Raw genomic sequence first — 21,506 nt, 5'->3', positions numbered from 1 at the left:
CCGGGAACGGATCGGGCCAGCCAGTCCCTGACATACGGCTTTTGCCCCGCAGCGCAAGCCGCCTGTGTCCATCCTGGGTGAAAAAGCGGTCATCCCGCGCCGAAAATGAAAAAGGGAGGACCGGACAGGTCCTCCCTTGATCGATGACAGCCTTTCGCGAAGGAAATCCCCACCCCTCCCCGCGCGATGGCCGGTCTTATAGCCACCCGTTATTCAACTTGTATTCGACCGTCTGGACCCGGCGGCAGCTCTTGGGAAAAGCTGCTGCCGTATGGAGTAGATGCATACTACCCGGTTCCCTTGCGGCCTCAACTTCATAGTTAAATTTACCTTAACGCCACAAACCGGGGCTTAACCTCCCCCGGTTTCGCCCTTCGGCATGGACGCTGCACCGATCCTTGCGCACAACAACCAAGGGCCGCGCAGCGTGCGGGCTCGGGACACAACTGTCCCGTGTCTGGACCTGCCGGGTGGGTGATTAACGTGAAGCATCCGTCGAACCGGGAATTCTTCGCATACTGGGACAAGGCCCGAGGCACATCGGCCGCCCCGGACCGCAGCAGCCTTGCGCCTGAGCCCGTGCGGCATCTGCTCGGCGACATCTTCGTGCTCGCCTACGATCCCGCCGCCGGATATCCGTTCCGTGTCGCGGGCACGCGGATTTGCGCCCGGCTCGGCCGCGACGTTAAGGGCGAAAGCTTCTCGTCGCTGTTCACGGGCGAGGCGCACCGGGAGATCGAGGATCTTCTCGGCATCGTCGCCGAGGAAACCATGCCGACGGTCGCGGGCGTCACAGCGGCGACGAGCGAGGGCGGCCTCGTGCATTTCGAACTGCTGCTCCTGCCCTTCAGCCCCCGTGCCCATACCCCGCTTAGTCTCACCGGCCAGATGGCAGCGCTGACGGAAGCCCCCGGCACACTGTCGCAGTTCGGCCTGACCTCCTGGCGCCATCTCGAACCCGAGATTCAACCGCGCGGGCCGCGTATGCTGCGCAAGCTCGAAATCGCGCGCGGCTTCATGGTCTATGAGGGCCTGCGGTAGAGGCGTATCGCCTTTTCGACCCGATCGTTTCGCTTTCAGTGGAAGCGCTCGCCGCGGTCAAGCTGGGCGAGGATTTGCGCCGATCTCTTGGCGCGTGTCTCGGGGCGCTTCGCCGTGTGAAGCCGATAGTAGATCGAATAGAGATTCTTGCGATCCAGCGTCTGGAAGAACGCCTTGGCGGCGGGCATCGTCTCCAGCGCATCCAGAAAATCTTGCGGGATGGTCATGGCCGCTGACCCTGCATAGGCGCTGTCCCATCGGCCATCCGCCTTTGCAGCTTCGATATGGGTCAATCCGGCAGGCATCATCCGCCCTTCCGCGATAAGCCTCATCGCATGTTCGCGGTTCTTGGCGGACCAATTCGACTTTGGCTTCCTCGGCGTCAGGCGCTGCAAATACGAAGCCTCGTCCAGCGGCAACTTCTGTCCATCGATCCAACCGAAGCGGATCGCTTCGATCACGCAGTCAGTCCACGTCACTGACCGCCTGCCCGATTTAGCCTTGAAGATATGCACCCAAAGTTCGCCGCTATGCTGGAAGTGGCTCATCAGCCACTCGCCCAGCTCTGCGGCATCCTGAAATGCAATCGGCTTCCGTTCGTTCTTGGCCATTCCTCCGGTTAGCAGAACCGGCAATACGCCGGAAGGGAAGCCGCATTAACTCGAAGCCATTGATTTCATTGGAGCGAGTGCGCCAAACCACCCCCGCCGCCCCCATTGGCCGCCTTTCAGCGGCGCCCATCGCTGCATTGGACGACACCGGTATAAGCTGCAAATCCTGCGATCCCCAGCGATGGAAGCTTCGAGCCCGGCTTTTGGGGTTCCGGATGCCCTTCGATGGCGAGGATGGTCAAACACCGACAGACAGTTCAGCCGGCGGCAAGCCCGAAGCCTGACGCTGATACATAGCCTCGTACAGGCTTTCCAGATCGGCCGTGAACCGTTTGATGTCGAATAATGGGCTTGTCCGAACATACTCGACAAGCCTCTTGCGAATGCCGTCGAGCCGGTCAGCGTCCGTCGCAAGAGCGACGGCGCGTTCGACGTATTCTTCCCGCGAGAACGTCACAAGTCCGTCCTGAAGGCCGACCGTGGTTAGGATGCTTGCCGCCACACGCCCCGCGAACGCCTCGCCCTGAAGCGTCAGGACAGGCAGGCCGGCCAAGAGGGCGTCGCTGGTCGTGGTGTGAGCGTTGTACGGCAGAGTGTCGAGAAACAAGTCCGCAAGCCTGTGCCTGGCAAGATGGCGTGGAAGGTCGGCTCTGGGAGCGAAGACAAGGCGGTTTGGATTAATTCCGCGCGCCGACGCTTCCCGTCGTAAGTTTTGCGCGACGACGTCGCTGTTTTTCAATAGCCATAGGACGCTGCCCGGAACGCGGCGCAGGATCGTCATCCAATCAGTAAAAGTACCCGGATTGATCTTGTTGTTGTTGTTGAAGGAGCAAAACACAAACCCAGCATCAGGCAGGCCGTGGTCCCGCCTGAATACAGGATCGTTTGGGATAACGCGCGTTGTCGTGTCGTTCACCTGATAACAATTCGGCAGATAGGCCAAATGCTCCGCGAAGTTTGCGCGCTGCGCCGGCGGCACGACGATCTTGTCGGCGATCAGATAGTCGATGAAGCTGGCGCCCATTGTTGAAGGATAACCGAGATACGCAACTTGGATCGGCGCGACCCGCGCCGCAAAGATGTCCGAGCGAGGCTCTTGAGCGTAGCCGTTCAAGTCGATCGCGATGTCGATCTGCTGTGCGCGCACGATCTGCACGCAGCTTTCAATCGAGACGCGCGGGCCCAGCTCGAACCATCCGTCGAACGATTTTCGAACGCGGTTCGTTATATCTCCGAACCTCGCAGGGCCAACGGGAAAACCGATAACGTCGAACTTCGACCGGTCATGCAGCTCGAACAGCCTTGCGATTAGAAAAGAGGTCGCGTGGTCGCCGAAATCGGAAGAGAAATAGCCGATCCGGATTTTGCCGGTACGAGCGCCGCTCTTCAGCGGCGCGGTTGATGCCGTAGAATACATCAAGTCGGCGTAAGCGCGTGATGCCTTCAGATGCATCGCCGGTTCATCGAATGCATATAGAAAGTGCGTCGGCGCAGATGGGTAACGCCCCTCTGCGATTCCGCGCCTCATTTCGCGGACATCTTCTTCTCGATGGCTCCAATCACAAAGCATCGCCGCAACGCCAAATCGATCGCCGCGCAAAAAGCGCTGATGTGGGTCTAGCGATAACGCTCGCTCGAAATTCGGAAGCGCTCTCTCAAAGTCTTTCATCGCCAAGAAAGCGCCGCCGCGCCCGGCCCATGCGTCGGCGAGGCCCGGCGAAATCTCGATCGCCCGGTCAAACGCGCTGACCGCTTCGGCGTAAGATTTGTGAGAAGAAACGAGGGCGTTTCCGAGCCCCGCCCACGCACTCGCAAGCTTCGGATTTTGGGAAAGCAGCCGCTCGAAGATGGGGAAAGCTTCGTCAAAGCGTTGCGCTTGAGCGAGTGCGGTTGCGCGCCCCAGCGCGGCATCTTCGCTCTGCGGGTCTGCCGACAGAAGACGATCATAGACCGCCAGCGCTTCGTCAAAACGGCAAAGGCGACGCAGAGCATTCCCGCGCGTCAGTTGCGCATCGATCGATGAAGGATCGATTTTCAGCGCATCGTCAGTGACCTTAATCGCTTCCGAATAGCGGCCGAGCCGCCCCAGCGCGAAGCCGAGCGTGTTCAGAACGTCAGCGCTTGGCGGCCCGACCGCGACCGCTTGTTCAGCCCTTTCGCGCCCCTCATCGAAGTGCCCCTGATGCACCAAGACTGCAGCGAGGTTCGCCAGCGACGGGCCGTGTGCCGGCACGATTTTAAGGGTCGCTCTGAAATAGCGATCAGCGTTCGCAAGGTCGCCTCGATCGAGACAGTCCAACGCGGTAAAAAAATTCTGTTTCGCTAAATCTTCCCCAGACATAGCCCACTTTTACGGCTCCACCAGGCGATTTCAAAGGTCCTAAAACGCAAAAGCCCCCGTCCTCGAAAGGGAAACGGGGCTAGTTCGGGGATGGGGCCGGTTCGTTCGAAGACAACATTCATGAAGCGGCATACCACAAGCCCGTCCGGCCATAGATCGGACCGTTTCCGATCTGGGCTGCGGCATAAGCGACTACGCTGTCGCCTCACACGCAGAGCACGGCAGCGAATAACATAAAATATATCAATATGTTAGTGGTAAAACTTTTTAACTCCGCATTAACCCTGACGCCCGTATGGTTCGCTCTTACCGTGTCCGGGCGTGGCGATGGCGTTGGTACAAAGACATTTTCAGCCACAGGCTGAGGAACGGCGGCACTTCCAGCGGGTGAAAATTCACCTGCTTGGCCGGTACATGCTGTCCGATCGCCGCGAATACCCCTGTCAGGCCATCAACATGTCCCCCGGCGGCCTCGCGCTGCTGGCGCCGGGCATCGGCAATCTCGGCGAACGGGTCGTCGCCTATCTCGATCATATCGGCCGCGTCGAAGGCAAGATCACCCGCCTGCTCGACAACGGCTTCGCCATGACCGTGAGCGCCACGCCGCGCAAGCGCGAGAAGCTCGCCGCCCAGCTCACTTGGCTCGCCAACCGTGAAATCCTCAATCTGCCCGAGGATCGCCGCCACGATCGTATCGTGCCGCGCAACGCGATGGGCTGGCTCAGGCTCGAAGGCGGCGGCGAGATGCAATGCCGCATCATCGACCTGTCGCTCTCCGGCGCGGCGTTGTCCGGCCAGATGCGCCCCGAAGTCGGCAGCCACGTCATGCTCGGCCGCGTCGCCGCGCGCGTCGTCCGTCATCTCGAGGAAGGCTTCGCCATCGAGTTCAATCACCCGCAGGTGCTTGAAACCGTCGAGGACAACGTCACCGCACGGGACTAGATCTTCCCTGCTCCGCAGGATGCATCCGGATGATTCCTGTCCGGGGGCGCTGTGCCTTATTGTCGGCCGAATAAACATGTACTAGAAATACATATTATATTCGCGCGCCGCCCTATGGAGCGCGGCCTGACATGCCCCGGAGGATGCGATGGGCTTTCCTTCCTTCTTCGCCGATGTTCCGACGATCACGCTGCGTGATCCTCTGGCCATCTTTCTCGGCGCCTCGGATGATGGCGTCATCACCTACACCTACGCCGATGCCGTAAAACTCGCGGGCCATTCCTGCCCAACCGTCGCCGGCGCGTACCTGATGATGCGCGCCGGCCTTCGCGCGCTCTATGGCGACGAGATGCCCGCGCGCGGCGGCATCGAGGTGTATCTGCGCGACCCGCGCGATGAGGGCACCACCGGCGTCATTGCCGCCGTCGCGACGCTCCTCACCGGAGCCGCCCCCGAAACAGGCTTCGGCGGCATCGGCGCAAAAAGCCGTTTCGCGCGCCGTGACCTTCAGCATTTCGAAGCCCCGATCGACGGCCTGATAGCCCTGCGCCGCACGGATAACGGGCGCGGCGTCACGCTCGATCTCAACACCGGCGCGGTGCCGTCAGCTCCCGAGATGCAGGCGGTGTTTCCGCGAGTCATTGCCGAGCAGGCCAGCGAGGATGAGCAGGCACGCTTCGCGGCGCTCTGGCAGGATCGCGTCGAGCGGATGCTGATCCGGCACGCCGACGATCCGGCGCTGGTGCAGGTCGATGAGTGGACGGCCGCAGCCGCCTGAGGTGCCTCGCCGTTCGCTGGCTATTGTCCGCGTGCAGCCGCGATCACCTGAGGCGCGAGCCAAGCCGCGAACGCCGCATGGCCCTGCGCATTGAAATGCTGGCCATCGGGGTCACGCGTATTTTTCGGCGCGATCTGTCCGAGATGGCCGAGCATGATCACCTTGATGTGGCGGGCCGCCAGACGGTGTTTGATCTCCGCGATGTTGCCTTGCCGTGAGGCTCCCTCTCCGCGCCGCGCATCGTTGCCGCCCGGCTGGAGAATGACGATCGACGTTCCGTTCGGCACGGCGGAATTCAGCCGCGCCAGCATTCCGCTCGTGGTGTCGCCGGGAATTCCCGCGTTGGCGACATGCGCGGACACGCCCTTGGCCGCGAGCAGTCTTTGCAGTTGCGCCGGATAAGCCTGCGACGAGGGCACGCCTCCGTTGGTGCGTCCCCGTCCCGAACCGTAGGTGTTGCTCGCGCCCAGTGCGACAATATTCACTTCCGCTCCCTGCGCGGCGGTCGCAAACAGCGCCGCCGCCGCGGCCACTCCCAAAACCCAGCCCTTCATGGACGGTCTCCCTCTTCCCCGCCGCGAACGCTATGCCGCGCCGGAAAAGCCGTAAAGGCCGTAAAGGCGCTCAACCGGCGGCAGCTTTTGCTTCCTCAAGCGCAAGCGCCGAATGCGCATAGGCCCCACCGGCGCGCATTTCGGCAGCGACCCAGATGGCTTCCATCAGCTCCTGTCGCGTCGCGCCATGGCGTAATGCAGCCTTGGTGTGGCCCTTGATGCAGTAAGGACATTGCGTGACGTGCGCCACGGCCACGGCAATGATCTGCTTCATCTTCACCGGCAGCGCGCCTTCGGCGAACACCTTCTGGCTGAAAGCCTGAAAGGCAGCCTCGGTGTCAGGGGTCAGCTCGCGGCGCATCTTTCCGAACTCAGTGGTCGAGGTTGGGTACATTCCATCGGACATCGATATTTCTCCTGTGTGGCAATCCTGTGCGAGCGTCATCGTAGACCCTCGCCCCATGCAGCCCCAAAGAATTAAGCCGCAGCAGCGCATCGCTTTTGCCGATGCATGAAGCCTGTTGAATCGATGGACCTGAACCGCGCATCAAGGCATGCGCATGCAAGCCGCTTCGCGTCAGCGTCACCGCCGGGTAAAGCCGTGCGGTTAGCGCTTTCTCACCATTGTCACCGGACGGGGCACTCATCGCCTCGGAAAATCCGGCCCCAGCTACTTTCGGACCACTCTTCAAGCTCTCGCGAAGGCTCCGTTCCCTTGGGCGAGGCGTGAGAATTCAATCGCTTGAGAGACAATCGATACAATTTGAATCAAATCCCGATCGTTCAAATTTGAGCTTTATTTGAATCGACATTGATTTAAACAAGCCTTTGATTTGACGATCATTTCAGTCAATTGCCGCGACGTGATTTAGCGGCGGCGCAAAGCCTCGCTGCCACAGTGGCCCCAACAAAAAAACGGGGGCCACAATGGTTTCAATTCGTGGATGGGGCGTATGTCTGGCGGTCGCCGCCGGGCTGACAGGTTTTTCCAGTGCTTCGCAGGCAGCCAGCCGGATCGCTCCGGCCGCGCCGCAGAGTCACGTTCTTTATGCAAGCCTCGGCGACACCGCCCGCGCGCCGATCGGCTGGGTCGAGTTCTGCGCCGAGAACGCCGCCGACTGCAAGGGCGGCGCCACGCAGGCCCGCGACATCGTCATGACCCAGACCGCATGGAAGGATCTCGTGCGCGTCAATCGCTGGGTCAACGAGAACGTCAAGCCGATGACCGACATGGAGCATTGGGGCGTGGTCGAAAAGTGGTCGTATCCGACCGACGGCTACGGCGATTGCGAAGATTACGTGCTGATGAAGCGCAAGATGCTGATCGATGCCGGCTGGCCGCGCGAAGCGCTGCTTGTGACGGTGGTGCGCGACCGCAAGGGCGAAGGCCATGCCGTTCTCACGGTGAAGTCCGACAAGGGCGAGTTCGTTCTCGACAACCAGAACGAGGACGTCGTGGCCTGGACCGACACCGGCTACCGCTTTGTCAAACGCCAGTCGCAAACCGACCCGAATGTGTGGGTCTCGCTTGGCGACAACCGCCCGGCTGTCGTCACCGCCACGTCAACAAACTGAGGTTCCTACTCGCGTCCCGGTCACATCCCCACCCCTCCCCGTCCGAGACCGGTTCGCGCGCGGCCAGCTTCTTCCCCGGAAGCTGGCCGCAACCTTTTTGGCGCTCACAAATCCTGGGGCGCGGCTCGCGTTCAGCCGATCGTCTTCAATCGATTTTCTTGAGACTCGCCTTGAAGCGCCTGCTGTTCTTGACGTAATGCGGCGCGGCGCGCGTCAGCACCTTAACCTGCTCGTCGTTCAGCGTCCGCACCACGCGCGCGGGGGAACCGACGATCAATGAGCGCTCGGGAAATTCCTTGCCTTCCGGCACCAGCGCGCCGGCGCCGACGACGCTTTCCTTGCCGATCTTCGCGCCGTTCATCACGATCGCGCCCATGCCGACCAGCGCACCCTCACCGATGGTGCAGCCATGCAGGATGGCGTTGTGGCCGACCGAGACGTTCTTCCCCATCGTGATCGGAAAACCCGGATCGGTGTGGAAGGTGCAGTTGTCTTGCACGCTCGAGCCCTCGCCGATGTCGATCAGTTCGTTGTCGCCGCGGATCACGCAGCCGAACCAGACGCTCGCGCCTTTCTGCAACCGGACATTGCCGATCACCTCGGCGGAATCTGCGATGAAATAGTCGCCGTCGGCGGGAAGTTGCGGCCTGACGCCGTCGAGTTCGTAGGTGGCCATTCTTGTCTCCTTAGCGAGACGACCATGCCACGAACGAAAAACGGATGCGAGGCTCGCCTACGCGACGATCCCGGTCGCCTGCAAGAACATGACGACGCAGGTGCCTGACATCAGGCTCCAGATACCGGCGATCACGGTTGCAACCATCACAAACACGATGCGGCGATTTTCGATCCGCCGCCCGCGAATAGTGTTGCGCATAATGATAAAGGGCGCCGCGAACACCAGAAACGGCACGGTCATCACCGCGCGCGGCGCGGCACTCCGTTCCAGAATGCCGAAACCTGCGGGGCGGTCCACGAAGGCCTGATAGCCGCTTGCCAGCGCGCCCGCGAAGGCAAACCCGATCATCAGTGAGAAGAAGGAATTCAGGGTGTCCGGCGACATCGTGAGGCCCCGCGCTAGAGGTGGTCTCCGCTTTCGCAGAACCCTGCCGCCGCCGCCACTTTATACTTAAGAAAGGGTTAATTTCGCGGACCGCCCCTTTCCGGGATATCCGCAAAAACGCCGCGCGAGAGCCCTTACAGGCCTCGCCATCGCCACATAAGCCGCTCTATGACATGACCATATTCGCCGCGACGTCCGCGATTCGAAACGCTCTGGAACCCGCTCCACCATGGCTGCCCCTCTGCCGCCCCGCGCCCGCAAACGCCACAACCCCTATTTTCCCATCCTCGCCTCCATCGTGATCGGCTCCGCCGCTCTCGCCTCCGTCATCTACCTGCTCCAGCCGACCTGGCAGCCACAACAATCCGCCAGCGAACCCGATACGCTGCCGATCACGATCGGCCACACGCTGTTCAACGTGCCGACGGCGGCGATCCGGGTGAGATTGCAGAAGCGCACCGGCCCGCAGGAGCGCGTCGATCTCTCCTTCCTCTATCCTTCACTCAAGCCGCCAACGGCGCAGAAGCACATCACCGCCGCCGAGGCCGAAGCGGAAGCCGCATCGAAGGCCGAGCCGATCGACCGTATTTTCGTTTCCATCATCGCCCATCACGACGCGGTATCGCCGGCGGAGCGCACCAAGACGATCTATCCGCGCTATCTGGAATCGGATGCCTCGACCGTCGAGGACACGCTGATGATGCAAGCCTTCCGCGCCGGCACGCCTTACGCGGGTGAAGACCTGTTCATGGCCGACGGCGAAAGTTTCACCGCGCGCTGCTCGCGCGATGCGCAGACGCCAGGCATGTGCCTGAGCGAACGCCGGATCGGCGACGCCGACCTGAACTTCCGCTTCCCGCGCGCATGGCTCGCCCACTGGCGCGATGTCGCGGACGCGATGGACAAACTCGCCGACCAGCTTCAGGGGCCGGGGAAGTAATCTCCCGCAAACGAAAATGGCCGGCTTACGCCGGCCATCGCATCGTTTCATGATGAGAAAAACTCAATCCTCTTCGACGAGGTCGTCCTCGAGGATCGCCATCTGGAACTGATACGAGCGATCATCATCCTCGTCATCGACGAACAGCACGCCGATGAATTCCTCGCCGATGTAAACCTCGGCGGAGTCGTCCTTTTTCGGACGCGGTACGACGCGGACCTTCGGATTGCCGAACGTGCGCTTGAGATAAGCGTCGAGCTTTCTGACTTCGGTAACGTCCACGGCAGTCTCCAATGATGATTATGTCTGCCACGCGCGCCTAAGCCTAACGCGAAGCCTTCCGCACGCCAATAGCGCAGCGTGCCCCATGAGCCAATAGCGCAACGCGCGTTTCGATAAAAGTGCAGAGAAGGCTTTACAGACCGTTCGCGTTGAGCATCTGGTCCATCGTGCGCGACGGCTCGGAACACCCGGCCTCGCCCACGACGCGCGCAGGCACGCCTGCGACCGTGACGTTGTTCGGCACCGGCTTGACGACGACCGAGCCCGCCGCGATGCGCGCGCAATGCCCGATCTCGATATTGCCGAGAATCTTCGCACCCGCGCCGATCATCACGCCGCGGCGGATTTTCGGATGGCGATCCTCGTTCTCCTTGCCGGTGCCCCCAAGCGTGACATCGTGCAGGATTGAGACGTCGTCCTCGATCACCGCCGTCTCGCCAACAACAAAACCCGTCGCATGATCGAGGAAAATACCGCGCCCGATCTGCGCCGCCGGATTGATGTCGGTCTGGAATACCGACGACGACTGACTCTGAATGTAATAGGCGAAATCCTTGCGGCCCTGCTTGTAGAGCCAGTGCGCAAGCCGATGCGCCTGAATGGCGTGGAAGCCCTTGAAGTACAGCAGCGGATCGATGAAGCGCGACGTCGCGGGGTCGCGGTCGTAGACGGCGACGAGATCAGCGCGGAAGGCGTTGCCAATATCGGGATCGTCGCGAAGCGCTTCGTTGTAGGCCTGCCGGATCAAGCCCGCCGAAAGGGCTGCATGATCAAGACGCTCGGAAATGCGATGCACCACCGCAGCTTCCAGCCGGTCGTGATGCAGCACCGACGAATAGATGAAGGTGGCAAGCTCTGGCTCGCGGCGCGCGACTTCCTCGGCCTCGTCGCGAATCCGCGTCCAGACCGGGTCGACCGTCGAAAGGGCGGCTTTCGGATCCACGTTAACTTTGGCCATAGGCATCTTCCAGATTCCGGGCTCGGGAGATTACCACATAATAGGCGCTGCGGAGGCTGCAATCCCACCCTTGTGGCAATACGGATAATATTCTGCCTCAGCCTTGCCGGGCCAGAAAGGCCAAGACACCCTCTTTGTAAACGCGGTCGCCCACCGCCCGCATGTGATCGCGGTCCGGAATATCAAGCACTTCGGCGTGGGTCATGATCTGGTGCAGCTTCTGCGCCGAGCCACCGACATCGTCCTTGGTGCCCACCGCGATCAGCGTCGGCAATGTGATCGAAGCCGCCTGCTCCGGCGTCAGCCATTGCCGCGAACCGCGCAGGCACGCCACCAGCGCGCGCCTGTCGGAGCGAGTCTGATCGGCGAAAGCGCGGAACATGCGGCCCATCGGATCGGTCACGTCCTCGAGCGACGGCGCTTCCAGCGCCACCGCCACGTCCTCGCCGGGACCGCCGCCCTCAATCAGGCCATAGCCGAGGCCACCGATGATCAGCGAGCGCAGACGCTCGGGATGATGCAGCGCCACCCTGCACGAAATGCGCGAGCCGAGCGAATAGCCCATGATGTCAGCGCGTTCGATGTTGAGATGATCCATCAGCGCGCGCACATCGCCCGCCATGATGTCGAGCGAATACTCCGCGCGATCGTAGAGCTTGGATGACGCGCCATGCCCGCGATTGTCGAGCGCGACGACGCGCCGTCCCGCTTTGGTCAGCGCCGAGACCCAGCCAGGGTAGACCCAATTGGTACCCGCCGTCGAACCGAAGCCGTGGACGAGAACGATGGGCTCGCCCTCGCCTTCATCGATAAAAGCGATCTCGACGGAGCCGTTGTGAAAGCTCAGCATGAACACATTCCATTGCAGGGGAACCAGACGGCCGCCGTTCTAACCGCGTCGCGGCGGCTTTGCCAGTGCTTGACGCCCGGCAATTTATGCAGATGTGGCCTGCGTCAGCGCGATTGCATCGCGGGCTTTTTTGCGTTTGCGGCGAGCGAGCCACGCAAAGGTCAGCCGCTCGGTGGTGGATTTGATGGAAGCGAGAAAACCGAGCAGCGCGATCAGCGCGGCGAACACCCACCAGGCGAGATTGAATGCGCCGGTGGCGAGCAGCAGCGCGCCGCGCCCGATCAGCTTTATGATCGCACGCGTCTCCTTGCCCTTGGACTCCGCAAGCCTTGCGGCGCGCGCCACATCCTGCGGGCCATCGGCGATACGCAGCACATCGAGCGTGCCTCTGGTGCCGATCTTCTCGCTGACGCGGCCGGTATCTTTGGCGAGACGCACCAGAGCGCCTGCCTTCTCGGCCTTGAACGCCGCCTTCAGCGCGCCGACGCTTTGCGCGGGCCGCGTGAACGAGGCGTGCTGAACGGCCTGCGTGAGCGCGGGCGTATCGACCGCATTGCGCACCGCGCGCCCGGTCCACTCCGTCAATCCCGCGCCGAGGCGGCCGACCTTACGCGCATCCTTCACCAGCGTCAGTCCGGCGCGCAGGGGTGCCGCACCCACAACCGAAACATAAGTCGCCGCTGTCACCGCGATGCCGACGCTTGCCAGCCCCAGCACGAGCCGGTCGGCATCCTCGCCCATCGCCAGCCGCTTGCCCTCGCGCACCACGTCGCGCACGTCGCCGAGCACGAACAAATCTCCCGCCAGAGTGCCCGAGAGGCTCGCCCCGTCATCGCCCTCGCCAGTCACAAGTCCGTGCACGAATCGCCCCGCGACCGCCTGTGTCGAATTGTGCGCCGCAAGTGCGGTGCTGACGCGCTCTTGCATGTCCGGTGCAACACCTATGCCCTTGCCCTGGGCCAGTGACACAAAGCTGTCGGCAAGTTCCGGGTCGTCCGCATCAAGCGCCTGCCGGATTTGCCGGGCGATAGCGGATTGCCGCGCAGCCTCGCTTCCCTCGTGCAGCGCTGATTCAACACGGATATCCGACAATTGCGCAGGGTCGTCCTGCGCCATGAGAATGGCGGCAGCCGTGTGCGCCCGCGGCATCAGCAACGCGAATGCCGCCGCGCAGAGAGCCACGCATCCAATTGCCGCAGTGGTTTTCCGGTATTGCATGCACAAATCCCTGCGTCTGGTGCCCGACCCTATGGCGATTTTGCGGCGAAAATTTCACCTGATGGAAGCCGTGCACCAAAAGAAGGCCCTCCGAAAGAAGGGCTTTCCGCAGCAGCAAATAGCGTATGGAGTCGACCCCGGCGTCCACGCATCAGTTCGTTATTTTCTGTTGCGAATTCTGTCGTTGTCCGCGTTGAACCTCTGGCATACCGCGTACACCGGGGGTAATAGGTTGCCCGCTCGCTGATGAACCCGAAACTACGAACAAAACCGCTTTCGACTTCCGCACGGTAAATCCCAAGGTAGATCTCATGGCCGACCACATCGTTCCACACTTCCATAATGGCCAAGGGGTGAGCGTGATCGAAATCGGCTCGCGGGAGTTCATGTGCATCGGCGCCAACCCGCCGTTCGATCATCCGCATGTCTTCCTCGATCTCGGCAATGACGACGAGATCATCTGCCCGTACTGCTCGACGCTGTACCGCTTCGCGGGCGATCTCGCGCCCGGTGCGGCGCGGCCGCCCCAGTGCGTGGTGGAAGACAAGGTCGTCTGATCTGCCGTGGCGCCGGCCCGCACGCTTGCCATCGCAGGCGCCGGAATCGGAGGCCTGACGGCTGCGCTGGCGCTCAACCGCATCGGCTACCGCATCATCCTGTTCGAGCGTGAGGCACACCTCACGGAAACCGGCGCGGGTCTTCAGCTTTCGCCGAACGCCAGCCGCATCCTGATCGATCTCGGTCTCGAGCAACGATTGTCCGCGGCCGCGGTCGCGCCGGACGCCATCAGCATCATCAATGCGCGAAGCGGCCGGGAAACCGTCCGCATTCCGCTCGGCGAAAAAATTCGCGCGCGTCATGGCGCGCCCTACTGGCTCTTGCATCGTCCCGACCTGCAGGCCGCGCTTCTGGCGCAGGTCGAAGCCACACCGGGCATCGAATTGCGACTCGGCTGGCAGTTCGATGACGTCTCGAACGACACAAACGGCGTTACCGTCACGCAACGCCGCAGCATGTCGCGGCGGCAGGATCATGTCCAAGCCCTGATCGGCGCCGATGGTGCGTGGTCCGCCGTGCGGCGGCAGGTTTTCCCCGAGGTTCGCGCGCAATTCAGCGGCCGGATCGCATGGCGGGGCATGATCGACGCCACGCGCGTGCCGGATGGATTCGATCGGCGCCGTGTGCAACTGCGGATGGGCTCCGACGCGCATCTCGTCGCCTACCCGATGGCGGGGGCGGGTCACGTCAATCTCGTCGCCATCGTCAACGATCAATGGCGCAGGCCCGGCTGGAACGAGATCGGCGATCCCACGGAGATCGTCCGGCATTTCGCGGCATGGCACGGCGGCGCCCGCGCGATGATCGAAGCCGTCACGAACTGGCGCAAATGGGCGCTGTTCGAAGTGCCCGGCGGCGCATTCGCGAAAGATCATATCGTCATGCTCGGAGACGCGGCCCATGCGATGCTGCCGTTCGCCGCGCAGGGCGCCGCGATGGCGATCGAGGACGCGGCCGTGCTCGCACGCTGCATCAAAGCGCAACCTGACGACCTGCCCGCCGCATTCCGCAATTATGAAAGCCTGCGGCGCGGGCGCATCGCGCGAGTGCAGCGCACGTCACGCCGCAACGGACAGATCTATCACCTCAAGGGCGCGCCAAGAATCGCGCGCGACCGCACCATGCAATTACTCGGCGGCGCGCGGCTGCTCGCGCGGCAGGACTGGCTCTACGGCTGGCGCGCGTAAAGGCTCAATGCCTTAATGCTTTTTACGATGCTTCTGCTTGGTCTCGGGCGCAACTGGCTGCGCCGGCTTCTCGACCGGGAGCGGACCGCAATTCAGCTTCTGCCGGTTCTCGTCGATCTGTTCGAGCTCGCCGCGCGCCGTCACATATTCGCTCTGATACGCAAGGCCCGACATCAGCGCGCCGGCGAAGCCGGTCTCCGCCTTCGCCATCAGTCCTTTCAGTTCCGCGACACGCGCGCCGACCTGTTTGTGCGCGGTGTTCAACTGGTCGCAGTTGTAGAGCGCGTAGTGAGAAGGATCGACGAAGAAGCTCGCCGCCTGCGCGAGGCCGCATGAGCCGAACAGAAGGGCGGCGGCAAGATACAATTGAGTGCGATGGAACATGCGTTCGGTCATCCGGGAGAATTTTCAGGCGCAACCTAGCCGATGCGGCCTCACCCCGCCAGCCGCGCGGTAAGCTTGCTTTTCACATCCGGCCATTCGGAATCGAGAATCGAGAACATCACGGTGTTGCGAACGCGCCCGTCCGGCATGATCCGCTCGTTACGCAGGATGCCCTCCTCCTTCGCGCCGAGCCGCGCGATCGCCGCGCGGGATTTCGCGTTCAACTCGTCGGTCTGGAACTGCACCCGGACGCAGTTCAGCGTCTCGAACGCATAGGTCAGCATCAAGAGCTTCATTTCGGTGTTGATGCGCTGGTATGAGGCCGAAATCCAGGTATGCCCGATCTCCACCGTCCGGTTGGCGCGGTCGAGCTTCCAGAACCGCGTCGAGCCGATCGGCTCACCGGTGGCGATGGTCTCGATCACATAAGGAATAACCGTGCCCGCCTTCGCGCCATCCAGCGCCGGCTTCATGTAGGCGGCGACCGTTTCCTCCGACGGCACGAAGGTGACCTTGAGAGTCCACAGCTCGCCGTCGGAGGCCGCGCGCACGAGTGCCGCCGCATCGGCTTCGTGCATCACGCGCAGACGAACACGGGAGCCGATGAGATCAGGGGCTGTCGGAGCGGTCATATGATCCAAGGATTTAAATGAAGGACATTGGTGCGGTCGGCGGGAATCGAACCCGCACGACGTTGCCATCGAGGGATTTTAAGTCCCTTGCGTCTACCAGTTCCGCCACGACCGCACGCTTTCTTTTCAAATACTTAGACATGAAAATCAACGGGCTCCGCGCAAAACATCCAGCGTGTTTTGCGATTTGCACGCGCCGGACACTCTCGCGCGGCTTTCCGGCGCCTGATTCCGGACGGCGAATCTGCCCGGACCCCCCATAAGCGGCAAGGACGGGATCGATCCGACCTGGGCTATCGAGCGCGGCAGCGGCCACAAGATCGCAAGCAATATCAATCGTGGCGGGGCCGCATACCGCCTGCCGCCATCGAGGCTGGTGGCCGTGACCGGAAAGAGAGAGGCTTATTAACGCCTCGTCAGATCAACGGCGGACTGGTATTTCCTATCGGAAGAACCCGCATGGCGGCCAAGGTATTTTCCTTGAACAATTTTTATTTTGCCATTGTCGCTCTCTACTCCGCGTCACTGTTGGCGCTCACATGCTTTCATGGAGCATCCAGACACGAGAGAAAAATCGGCATCTGCTTTCTGACTGCAACGTCGATCGCGATCCTGGCAGCCCGATTCCGAATCATAGTCTCCCCCATTCTTCTCAACCCGGACGAGGCGCTTTTCGCCGCCGGCGCAATGCGGACAACTTACGGGTGGACCACATGGGGAATCCTGGACCCCACAACTTCCGGCCCCCTGAATTCAATGGTCCTGACCTGGCCTTATATTTTCGGCGGCGACGCCACACTTTTTTCCGGCCGCGTGACCGCGACCGCTCTTTCGGTGGGAGCGATATATTTTCTATATCGCTTGGCCAGACTCCTGTTGCCGCCCGCGCCCTCAATCGCCGCGGTCGCGCCGGCAGCTCTTTTTTACGTTATTATTCTGTATCCGGATTTCACGCAGTTCTCGAGCGAGCATCTTCCTGTCTTCCTGATCTGCGGCGCGCTCTATTTCGTTGCGCAATTCATGCAAGATCGCCGCCTGGCGAGTTTGTATTTCGCCGCGATCATGACCGGCGCGATCCCTTTCGCAAAACTTCAGGGCGGCGTCTGGGCATGCTTCATTTGTCTCGCCATTGCCGCCGCCTGCCTGCTCGAACGCAGCGACACAAGAACCAACTGCAAAAGACTGGCCGTCGTATTTGCCGGCGGAGTATCCACCGCCGTGGTTTTACTTCTGCCCGCCTATCTGGCAGGCAACTTCGATGATTTCATCAAAAGCGCCCTTATCGAACAGTATCATCGGCTGCCGATCGTCGATCCGAACTATTCGGCCGTTAAATTCCTGCGGAGTGTAGCTCCCCTCCACCGCGCTTACCTGATCGCCGGCATCACACTTGCCGCTTGCGGGGTTTTCCTCGTCGCAAAATACAAGAATGCGCGGACGCCGCCACGGTTGTTGCTATTTTTGGCGATCCTCGCCGGTTTGAGCGTGCCCATAGCGGTCATCACCGTCGTCACACCCGAAAAAGCTTTCCCTCACTACTTGCAATTCATGATCCCATCGATCGTTCTGCTCATGATCGCCGGGATCTCCGTTCTTTCGTTCCTTGAACAGCGGTCGCGACCGCTATGGAGCCTGTCGCCGCTCCTTGTTCTGGTGTCGATCATCTCGATGTTGACCGCGACAAAGGCGCAATATTTATATCTGCGCGATGTAACCATTCGCAGCTCGCAGAATCTCTCCTCGGACCTGTTGCACTCACCCGAGATTCTTTCCTGGCTTTCCGCAAATCGGGACGATTCCATCGTGTGCTGGGGTTGGAATCCAAAGTGCTATCTGGACACGAACATCCGTCCCGCCACGCGCGACATGACGAACGAAGTCCAGTTGTATGATCTTCCATTGCGGCCATATTTCAGAGAGCGATTTTTGCGGGACTTCGACAAATCGTCAGCAACCTTCCTGATCGATTTCGTGGGTCCGCACTATTTCGGATTTAACGATCCGTCGTCGGAAGGCGTCCAATCTTTTCCAGAACTCGCGACAAGATTGCAGTCAGAGTTTCAATCGATCAGCACAGCTTCGGACAAAACATGCCCGGCTTTCTTCGTGATAAAATCACGACTGAAGGAGTTTTATAAATCCCGCGTGCCGTTCGACAGGATAGACGGCCCATCCCATCCGGGCTTTCCGCCCACCGCCGTAGATGACAATGCTGTCTTCGAAGAATGCCGGAGTTTCTGGCTGCTGCCCAAAAACCAGGGCGGCGAGCTGGATATTGCTTTCGTAAAGCCATCCCGGCTCAGGCGGATAGGTATCCTCAATACGAATAACGGCTCGCTCCACAACGCTGCGGCCAACCATGTGATGGTCTCGATTCGAAACGGGGCCGATATCCTGGCAACCCACGTCCTTACGGTGAACCGATACCCGAAATGGACCTACGTGACATTTCCCGATTTCCATAAAGAGGCCGACGGGATGACGATCCGCATCATTTCATGGCATGGCGAGGGTGGCGGGTTGAACGAGGTCAAGGCGTTTACTGATTGAACCCGCGAGAATTTCCCGGTTATGCCGCGCCGTCGCGGATCGGCGGCTGGAATGACAGCCCGGTGTCCCAGGGGAAGAAAATCCAGGTGTCCTGCGAGACTTCGGTAATGAAGGTATCGACCAGCGGCTTGCCCATCGGCTTGGCATAGACGGCGGCGATATGCGCCTTCGGCGCGATCCGGCGAACCACCCGCGCGGTCTTGCCGGTGTCGACCAGATCGTCGACGATCAGCAGGCCCTTGCCGCCCTCTCCGCCGAGCTTCACCACCGCATCCGACAGCCCCTTCAAGATCTGCATCTCGCCCTGCGTGGTGTGGTCGTAGCTCGCCACGCACAGCGTATCGATCACCCGCATGCCGATCTCGCGCGCCACGATTGCCGCCGGCACAAGGCCGCCGCGCGTCACCGCCACCAGCGCCTGAAATGGCCCCGCGCCGTTGAGCCGCCACGCCAGCGCGCGGGCGTCGCGATGAAACTGATCCCATGACACAGGAAACGGTTTACGCGCACTCTCTTCATTCATCGTGCGACTCCGGGCTGTTCTTCACGCCCGCTCACTGCGCCGGATTCCGCGCACCATTCAGCGTGGTCAGCATCGCCTTCACATCTCCCATCGCCGCATCGAGTTTGACCTGATCGCGCGCGCGCACCACGACGTTGGTGTTCGGTTTCCCGTTATCGTCGATGTAGGGATAGCTGCCGATGCTGGTGTCGGGATGGGCGCTCGCGATCTCACGCAGCGGTGAGCCGATATCACCCTCCTTGGCGTCGGCGCGCACCGAATCCGACAGCATGCGCCGGCCGACGCGCAGCTTCGGCGCAACGATGTCCATCATCGCCTGCATGATCGAGGGGACGCCGGCCATGACGACGACATTGCCAATCTTGAATCCTGGGGCGAGGATCGTCGCACTTTCGATCAATTCCGCGCTGTCGGGAATCCGCGCCATCCGCAGCCGCGCCTCGTTCAGAGTATCGCCGAAGCGCTCCTTGAACCGCGCCACCACGCCGGGATGATGATCGATGCCGACGCCGAACGCCTTCGCCACACTGTCGGCGGTGATGTCGTCGTGCGTCGGACCGATACCACCGGTGGTGAATACGTAATCGTAGCGCTGGCGCAGCGCGTTCAGCGCCGCAATAATGTCGTCCTCGTCGTCGGCGACCACGCGGACCTCTTTCAGGTCGATGCCGAGATTGGTCAGGTATTCGGCGATGAAGCCGATGTTCTTGTCCTTGGTCCGTCCGGAGAGAATTTCATCGCCGATTACCAGAATGCCGGCCGTGACGATCTCGGTCATCTTGCATTGTCCTCAACGGAGCCGCCAAAACCGCGGCTGACTTTTTCGGCATCATCCTGCCGCAAAGTTCAGCAGGTCAACACCCGCCTCCCGGGCAATGCGGCATCCGACGCCCATAATCCATGCATAACCGGCTGGCCCGATGCTTGCTACCATGACTTTACGTCATCCAGTCCTCTTTGCCAGCGCGAAAGAGATACCGGTCACATGGCAGTTGCGTTCGATGAAATGAATGGGCCGACGGGAATACGGCCCGCCTATGACAAGCTTGCGCAATGGCTGGGGGAAACCCCGCCCGAGGCCCTGCAATACCGCCGCGAGGAAGCCGAACTCCTGTTTCGCCGGATCGGCATCACCTTCGCGGTTTACGGCGACAATGAATCCACCGAGCGACTGATCCCCTTCGACGTGATCCCCCGCGTGCTGTCCGCGAAGGAATGGGGCCATCTGGAAAAAGGATTGAAGCAGCGCGTCAAGGCGCTGAACATGTTCCTCAGCGACATCTATCACGCGCGCGACATCCTGCGCGCGGGCGTTATTCCCGACGACCTGATTTTCCAGAATCCGGTATTTCGTCCGGAGATGAACGGTCAGGACGTGCCGCACGACATCTATGTGCATGCCGCGGGCATCGACGTCAGCCGCACCGACGACAACGACTTCATCGTGCTGGAAGACAATGCCCGCACGCCCTCCGGCGTCTCCTACATGCTGGAGAACCGCGAGATCATGATGCGGCTGTTCCCGGATCTGTTTTCGCGGCATCGCATTGCGCCGGTCGAACGCTATCCGGACGAATTGCTCGCCGCACTGGGCTCGGTCGCACCGGACACCGCTTCCACCGAGCCCACCATCGCCCTGCTCACGCCGGGCATCTACAATTCGGCCTATTACGAACACTCGTTCCTCGCCGACAAGCTCGGCGTCGAACTGGTCGAAGACCGCGATCTCATCGTCAAGAACGATGAAGTCTTCATGCGCACCACCGAAGGACCGAAACGGGTCGATGTGATCTACCGGCGGCTCGACGATGACTTTCTCGACCCCCTCACCTTTCGTCCCGATTCCGCGCTCGGCGTACCGGGCCTGATGTCGGCCTATATGGCGGGCAACATCACGCTGGCGAACGCGGTCGGCACCGGCATCGCCGACGACAAGGCAATCTACAGCTACATGCCGCAGATCGTGAAATTCTATCTCGACGAGGAACCTGTCCTGAAGAATGTGCCGACCTGGCGCTGCCGCGAGCGGGACGACCTCAGGCATGTGCTCGACAATCTGCATGATCTCGTGGTCAAGGAGGTTCATGGCTCCGGCGGTTACGGCATGCTGATCGGTCCTGCCGCCACGAAATCCGCAATCGAGGATTTTCGCGCCAGGCTGATGCGCGACCCGGACAATTTCATCGCGCAGCCGACGTTGGCGCTGTCCACCTGTCCAACCTGCACCGACAGCGGCCTCGCGCCGCGCCATGTCGATCTGCGGCCCTTCGTCCTCACCGGCAAGGACGACGTCACCGTCGTGCCGGGCGGCCTCACCCGCGTCGCGCTAAAGGAAGGCTCGCTGGTGGTGAACTCGAGTCAGGGCGGCGGCACCAAGGACACCTGGGTGCTCGATGAATGAGCCGGTCGCCACCGTCAATATCATTCCGGGGCGCGGACGGCACCTGCCGGACGCGAGCCCGGAATCCCGAACTGTAACGACCGGATTCCGGGTTCGTGCGCGCTTCGCGCTCACGCCC

The 21,506-nt window shown here is 61.5% G+C and carries 23 protein-coding genes and 1 tRNA gene; 9 read left to right on the top strand and 15 right to left on the bottom strand.

Translation table 11 applies throughout. The features are described from left to right. The first annotated feature begins 483 nt into the window (after window positions 1–483). Entirely contained in the window at window positions 484–1,041 is a 558-nt protein-coding gene (locus AC1RNA_RS10315) for a PAS domain-containing protein (protein ID WP_040298695.1), read from the top strand. 35 nt (window positions 1,042–1,076) lie between these two features. Here the strand turns inward: AC1RNA_RS10315 and AC1RNA_RS10310 are convergent, their stop codons facing one another. After that, complete coding sequence (locus AC1RNA_RS10310) at window positions 1,077–1,652, bottom strand: YdeI/OmpD-associated family protein (RefSeq protein WP_492951034.1); 576 nt, start codon at window positions 1,650–1,652, stop codon at window positions 1,077–1,079. 238 nt (window positions 1,653–1,890) lie between these two features. Continuing rightward, window positions 1,891–3,993 (bottom strand): O-linked N-acetylglucosamine transferase, SPINDLY family protein, encoded by a 2,103-nt coding sequence (locus AC1RNA_RS10305; protein ID WP_492951033.1) that lies wholly within the window; start codon window positions 3,991–3,993, stop codon window positions 1,891–1,893. Between the two features lie 327 nt (window positions 3,994–4,320). Here AC1RNA_RS10305 and AC1RNA_RS10300 point away from each other — a divergent pair, with 327 nt between their 5' ends. Further along, window positions 4,321–4,935 carry a PilZ domain-containing protein gene (locus tag AC1RNA_RS10300; protein WP_009341114.1) on the top strand — a complete coding sequence of 205 codons (615 nt, stop codon included), beginning with the start codon at window positions 4,321–4,323 and terminating at the stop codon, window positions 4,933–4,935. A gap of 148 nt (window positions 4,936–5,083) precedes the next feature. Beyond that, window positions 5,084–5,713 carry a hypothetical protein gene (locus AC1RNA_RS10295; RefSeq protein WP_492951032.1) on the top strand — a complete coding sequence of 210 codons (630 nt, stop codon included), beginning with the start codon at window positions 5,084–5,086 and terminating at the stop codon, window positions 5,711–5,713. 20 nt (window positions 5,714–5,733) lie between these two features. On the opposite strand, the gene AC1RNA_RS10290 is transcribed toward AC1RNA_RS10295, so the two are convergent. Together AC1RNA_RS10290 and AC1RNA_RS10285 are read right to left on the bottom strand one after the other, a co-directional pair. Next, the gene (locus AC1RNA_RS10290) at window positions 5,734–6,267 is read right to left on the bottom strand and encodes a GDSL-type esterase/lipase family protein (RefSeq protein ID WP_492951031.1); all 534 of its coding nucleotides are present in this window, start codon (window positions 6,265–6,267) and stop codon (window positions 5,734–5,736) included. Window positions 6,268–6,337: 70 nt separating this feature from the next. Beyond that, on the bottom strand, window positions 6,338–6,673 hold the full coding sequence (locus tag AC1RNA_RS10285; protein WP_492951030.1) for a carboxymuconolactone decarboxylase family protein: 336 nt from the start codon (window positions 6,671–6,673) through the stop codon (window positions 6,338–6,340). Between the two features lie 521 nt (window positions 6,674–7,194). Here AC1RNA_RS10285 and AC1RNA_RS10280 point away from each other — a divergent pair. Next, a complete protein-coding gene (locus tag AC1RNA_RS10280) occupies window positions 7,195–7,842 on the top strand; it encodes a transglutaminase-like cysteine peptidase (protein WP_492951029.1) in 648 nt (215 codons plus the stop codon). A gap of 145 nt (window positions 7,843–7,987) precedes the next feature. Here AC1RNA_RS10280 and AC1RNA_RS10275 read toward each other — a convergent pair whose 3' ends face one another. Both AC1RNA_RS10275 and AC1RNA_RS10270 read right to left on the bottom strand, forming a co-directional pair. Then, window positions 7,988–8,518, bottom strand: a complete 531-nt coding sequence (locus AC1RNA_RS10275) for a gamma carbonic anhydrase family protein (protein ID WP_492951028.1) — start codon at window positions 8,516–8,518, stop codon at window positions 7,988–7,990. A gap of 57 nt (window positions 8,519–8,575) precedes the next feature. Beyond that, entirely contained in the window at window positions 8,576–8,905 is a 330-nt protein-coding gene (locus AC1RNA_RS10270; RefSeq protein ID WP_009341120.1) for a DUF6949 family protein, read from the bottom strand. A gap of 229 nt (window positions 8,906–9,134) precedes the next feature. Between AC1RNA_RS10270 and AC1RNA_RS10265 the strand changes: the two genes are divergently transcribed. Then, window positions 9,135–9,845: a hypothetical protein gene (locus AC1RNA_RS10265; protein WP_492951027.1), complete on the top strand. Its 711-nt coding sequence runs from the start codon at window positions 9,135–9,137 to the stop codon at window positions 9,843–9,845. Window positions 9,846–9,908: 63 nt separating this feature from the next. On the opposite strand, the gene AC1RNA_RS10260 is transcribed toward AC1RNA_RS10265, so the two are convergent. The 4 genes from AC1RNA_RS10260 to AC1RNA_RS10245 form a co-directional block, all read right to left on the bottom strand. Next, window positions 9,909–10,127, bottom strand: a complete 219-nt coding sequence (locus tag AC1RNA_RS10260) for a DUF3126 family protein (RefSeq protein WP_492951026.1) — start codon at window positions 10,125–10,127, stop codon at window positions 9,909–9,911. A gap of 133 nt (window positions 10,128–10,260) precedes the next feature. Continuing rightward, window positions 10,261–11,085, bottom strand: coding sequence for a serine O-acetyltransferase (gene cysE / locus AC1RNA_RS10255; protein WP_492951025.1), 825 nt, complete (start codon window positions 11,083–11,085; stop codon window positions 10,261–10,263). A gap of 97 nt (window positions 11,086–11,182) precedes the next feature. After that, complete coding sequence (locus AC1RNA_RS10250) at window positions 11,183–11,935, bottom strand: alpha/beta fold hydrolase (protein WP_492951024.1); 753 nt, start codon at window positions 11,933–11,935, stop codon at window positions 11,183–11,185. An 84-nt stretch (window positions 11,936–12,019) separates the two neighbouring features. Continuing rightward, window positions 12,020–13,153: a hypothetical protein gene (locus tag AC1RNA_RS10245; RefSeq protein WP_492951023.1), complete on the bottom strand. Its 1,134-nt coding sequence runs from the start codon at window positions 13,151–13,153 to the stop codon at window positions 12,020–12,022. 311 nt (window positions 13,154–13,464) lie between these two features. Between AC1RNA_RS10245 and AC1RNA_RS10240 the strand changes: the two genes are divergently transcribed. Beyond that, complete coding sequence (locus AC1RNA_RS10240; protein ID WP_009341125.1) at window positions 13,465–13,710, top strand: zinc-finger domain-containing protein; 246 nt, start codon at window positions 13,465–13,467, stop codon at window positions 13,708–13,710. A 6-nt stretch (window positions 13,711–13,716) separates the two neighbouring features. Further along, entirely contained in the window at window positions 13,717–14,898 is a 1,182-nt protein-coding gene (locus AC1RNA_RS10235; protein WP_492951022.1) for an FAD-dependent monooxygenase, read from the top strand. 12 nt (window positions 14,899–14,910) lie between these two features. On the opposite strand, the gene AC1RNA_RS10230 is transcribed toward AC1RNA_RS10235, so the two are convergent. From AC1RNA_RS10230 to AC1RNA_RS10220, 3 genes are all read right to left on the bottom strand, one after another. Further along, a complete protein-coding gene (locus AC1RNA_RS10230) occupies window positions 14,911–15,282 on the bottom strand; it encodes a hypothetical protein (protein ID WP_009341127.1) in 372 nt (123 codons plus the stop codon). A gap of 50 nt (window positions 15,283–15,332) precedes the next feature. Continuing rightward, the gene (locus tag AC1RNA_RS10225; protein ID WP_492951021.1) at window positions 15,333–15,914 is read right to left on the bottom strand and encodes a GNAT family N-acetyltransferase; all 582 of its coding nucleotides are present in this window, start codon (window positions 15,912–15,914) and stop codon (window positions 15,333–15,335) included. Window positions 15,915–15,942: 28 nt separating this feature from the next. Continuing rightward, window positions 15,943–16,029 (bottom strand) — tRNA-Leu (locus tag AC1RNA_RS10220). Between the two features lie 344 nt (window positions 16,030–16,373). Here AC1RNA_RS10220 and AC1RNA_RS10215 point away from each other — a divergent pair. After that, entirely contained in the window at window positions 16,374–18,464 is a 2,091-nt protein-coding gene (locus tag AC1RNA_RS10215) for an ArnT family glycosyltransferase (RefSeq protein WP_492951020.1), read from the top strand. Between the two features lie 19 nt (window positions 18,465–18,483). On the opposite strand, the gene gpt is transcribed toward AC1RNA_RS10215, so the two are convergent. Continuing rightward, entirely contained in the window at window positions 18,484–18,987 is a 504-nt protein-coding gene (gene gpt / locus AC1RNA_RS10210; protein ID WP_009341130.1) for a xanthine phosphoribosyltransferase, read from the bottom strand. 31 nt (window positions 18,988–19,018) lie between these two features. Then, window positions 19,019–19,765, bottom strand: coding sequence for a competence/damage-inducible protein A (locus AC1RNA_RS10205; protein ID WP_492951019.1), 747 nt, complete (start codon window positions 19,763–19,765; stop codon window positions 19,019–19,021). 207 nt (window positions 19,766–19,972) lie between these two features. On the opposite strand from AC1RNA_RS10205, the gene AC1RNA_RS10200 reads away from it, so the two are divergent. Continuing rightward, window positions 19,973–21,388, top strand: a complete 1,416-nt coding sequence (locus AC1RNA_RS10200) for a circularly permuted type 2 ATP-grasp protein (protein WP_492951018.1) — start codon at window positions 19,973–19,975, stop codon at window positions 21,386–21,388. Window positions 21,389–21,506: the final 118 nt, after the last annotated feature.

This window comes from Afipia sp. GW821-FHT14H12 (assembly GCF_058803465.1).
The sequence above is the reverse complement of the archived record's forward strand: the minus strand, read 5'-3'. Positions and strand labels throughout refer to the sequence as shown.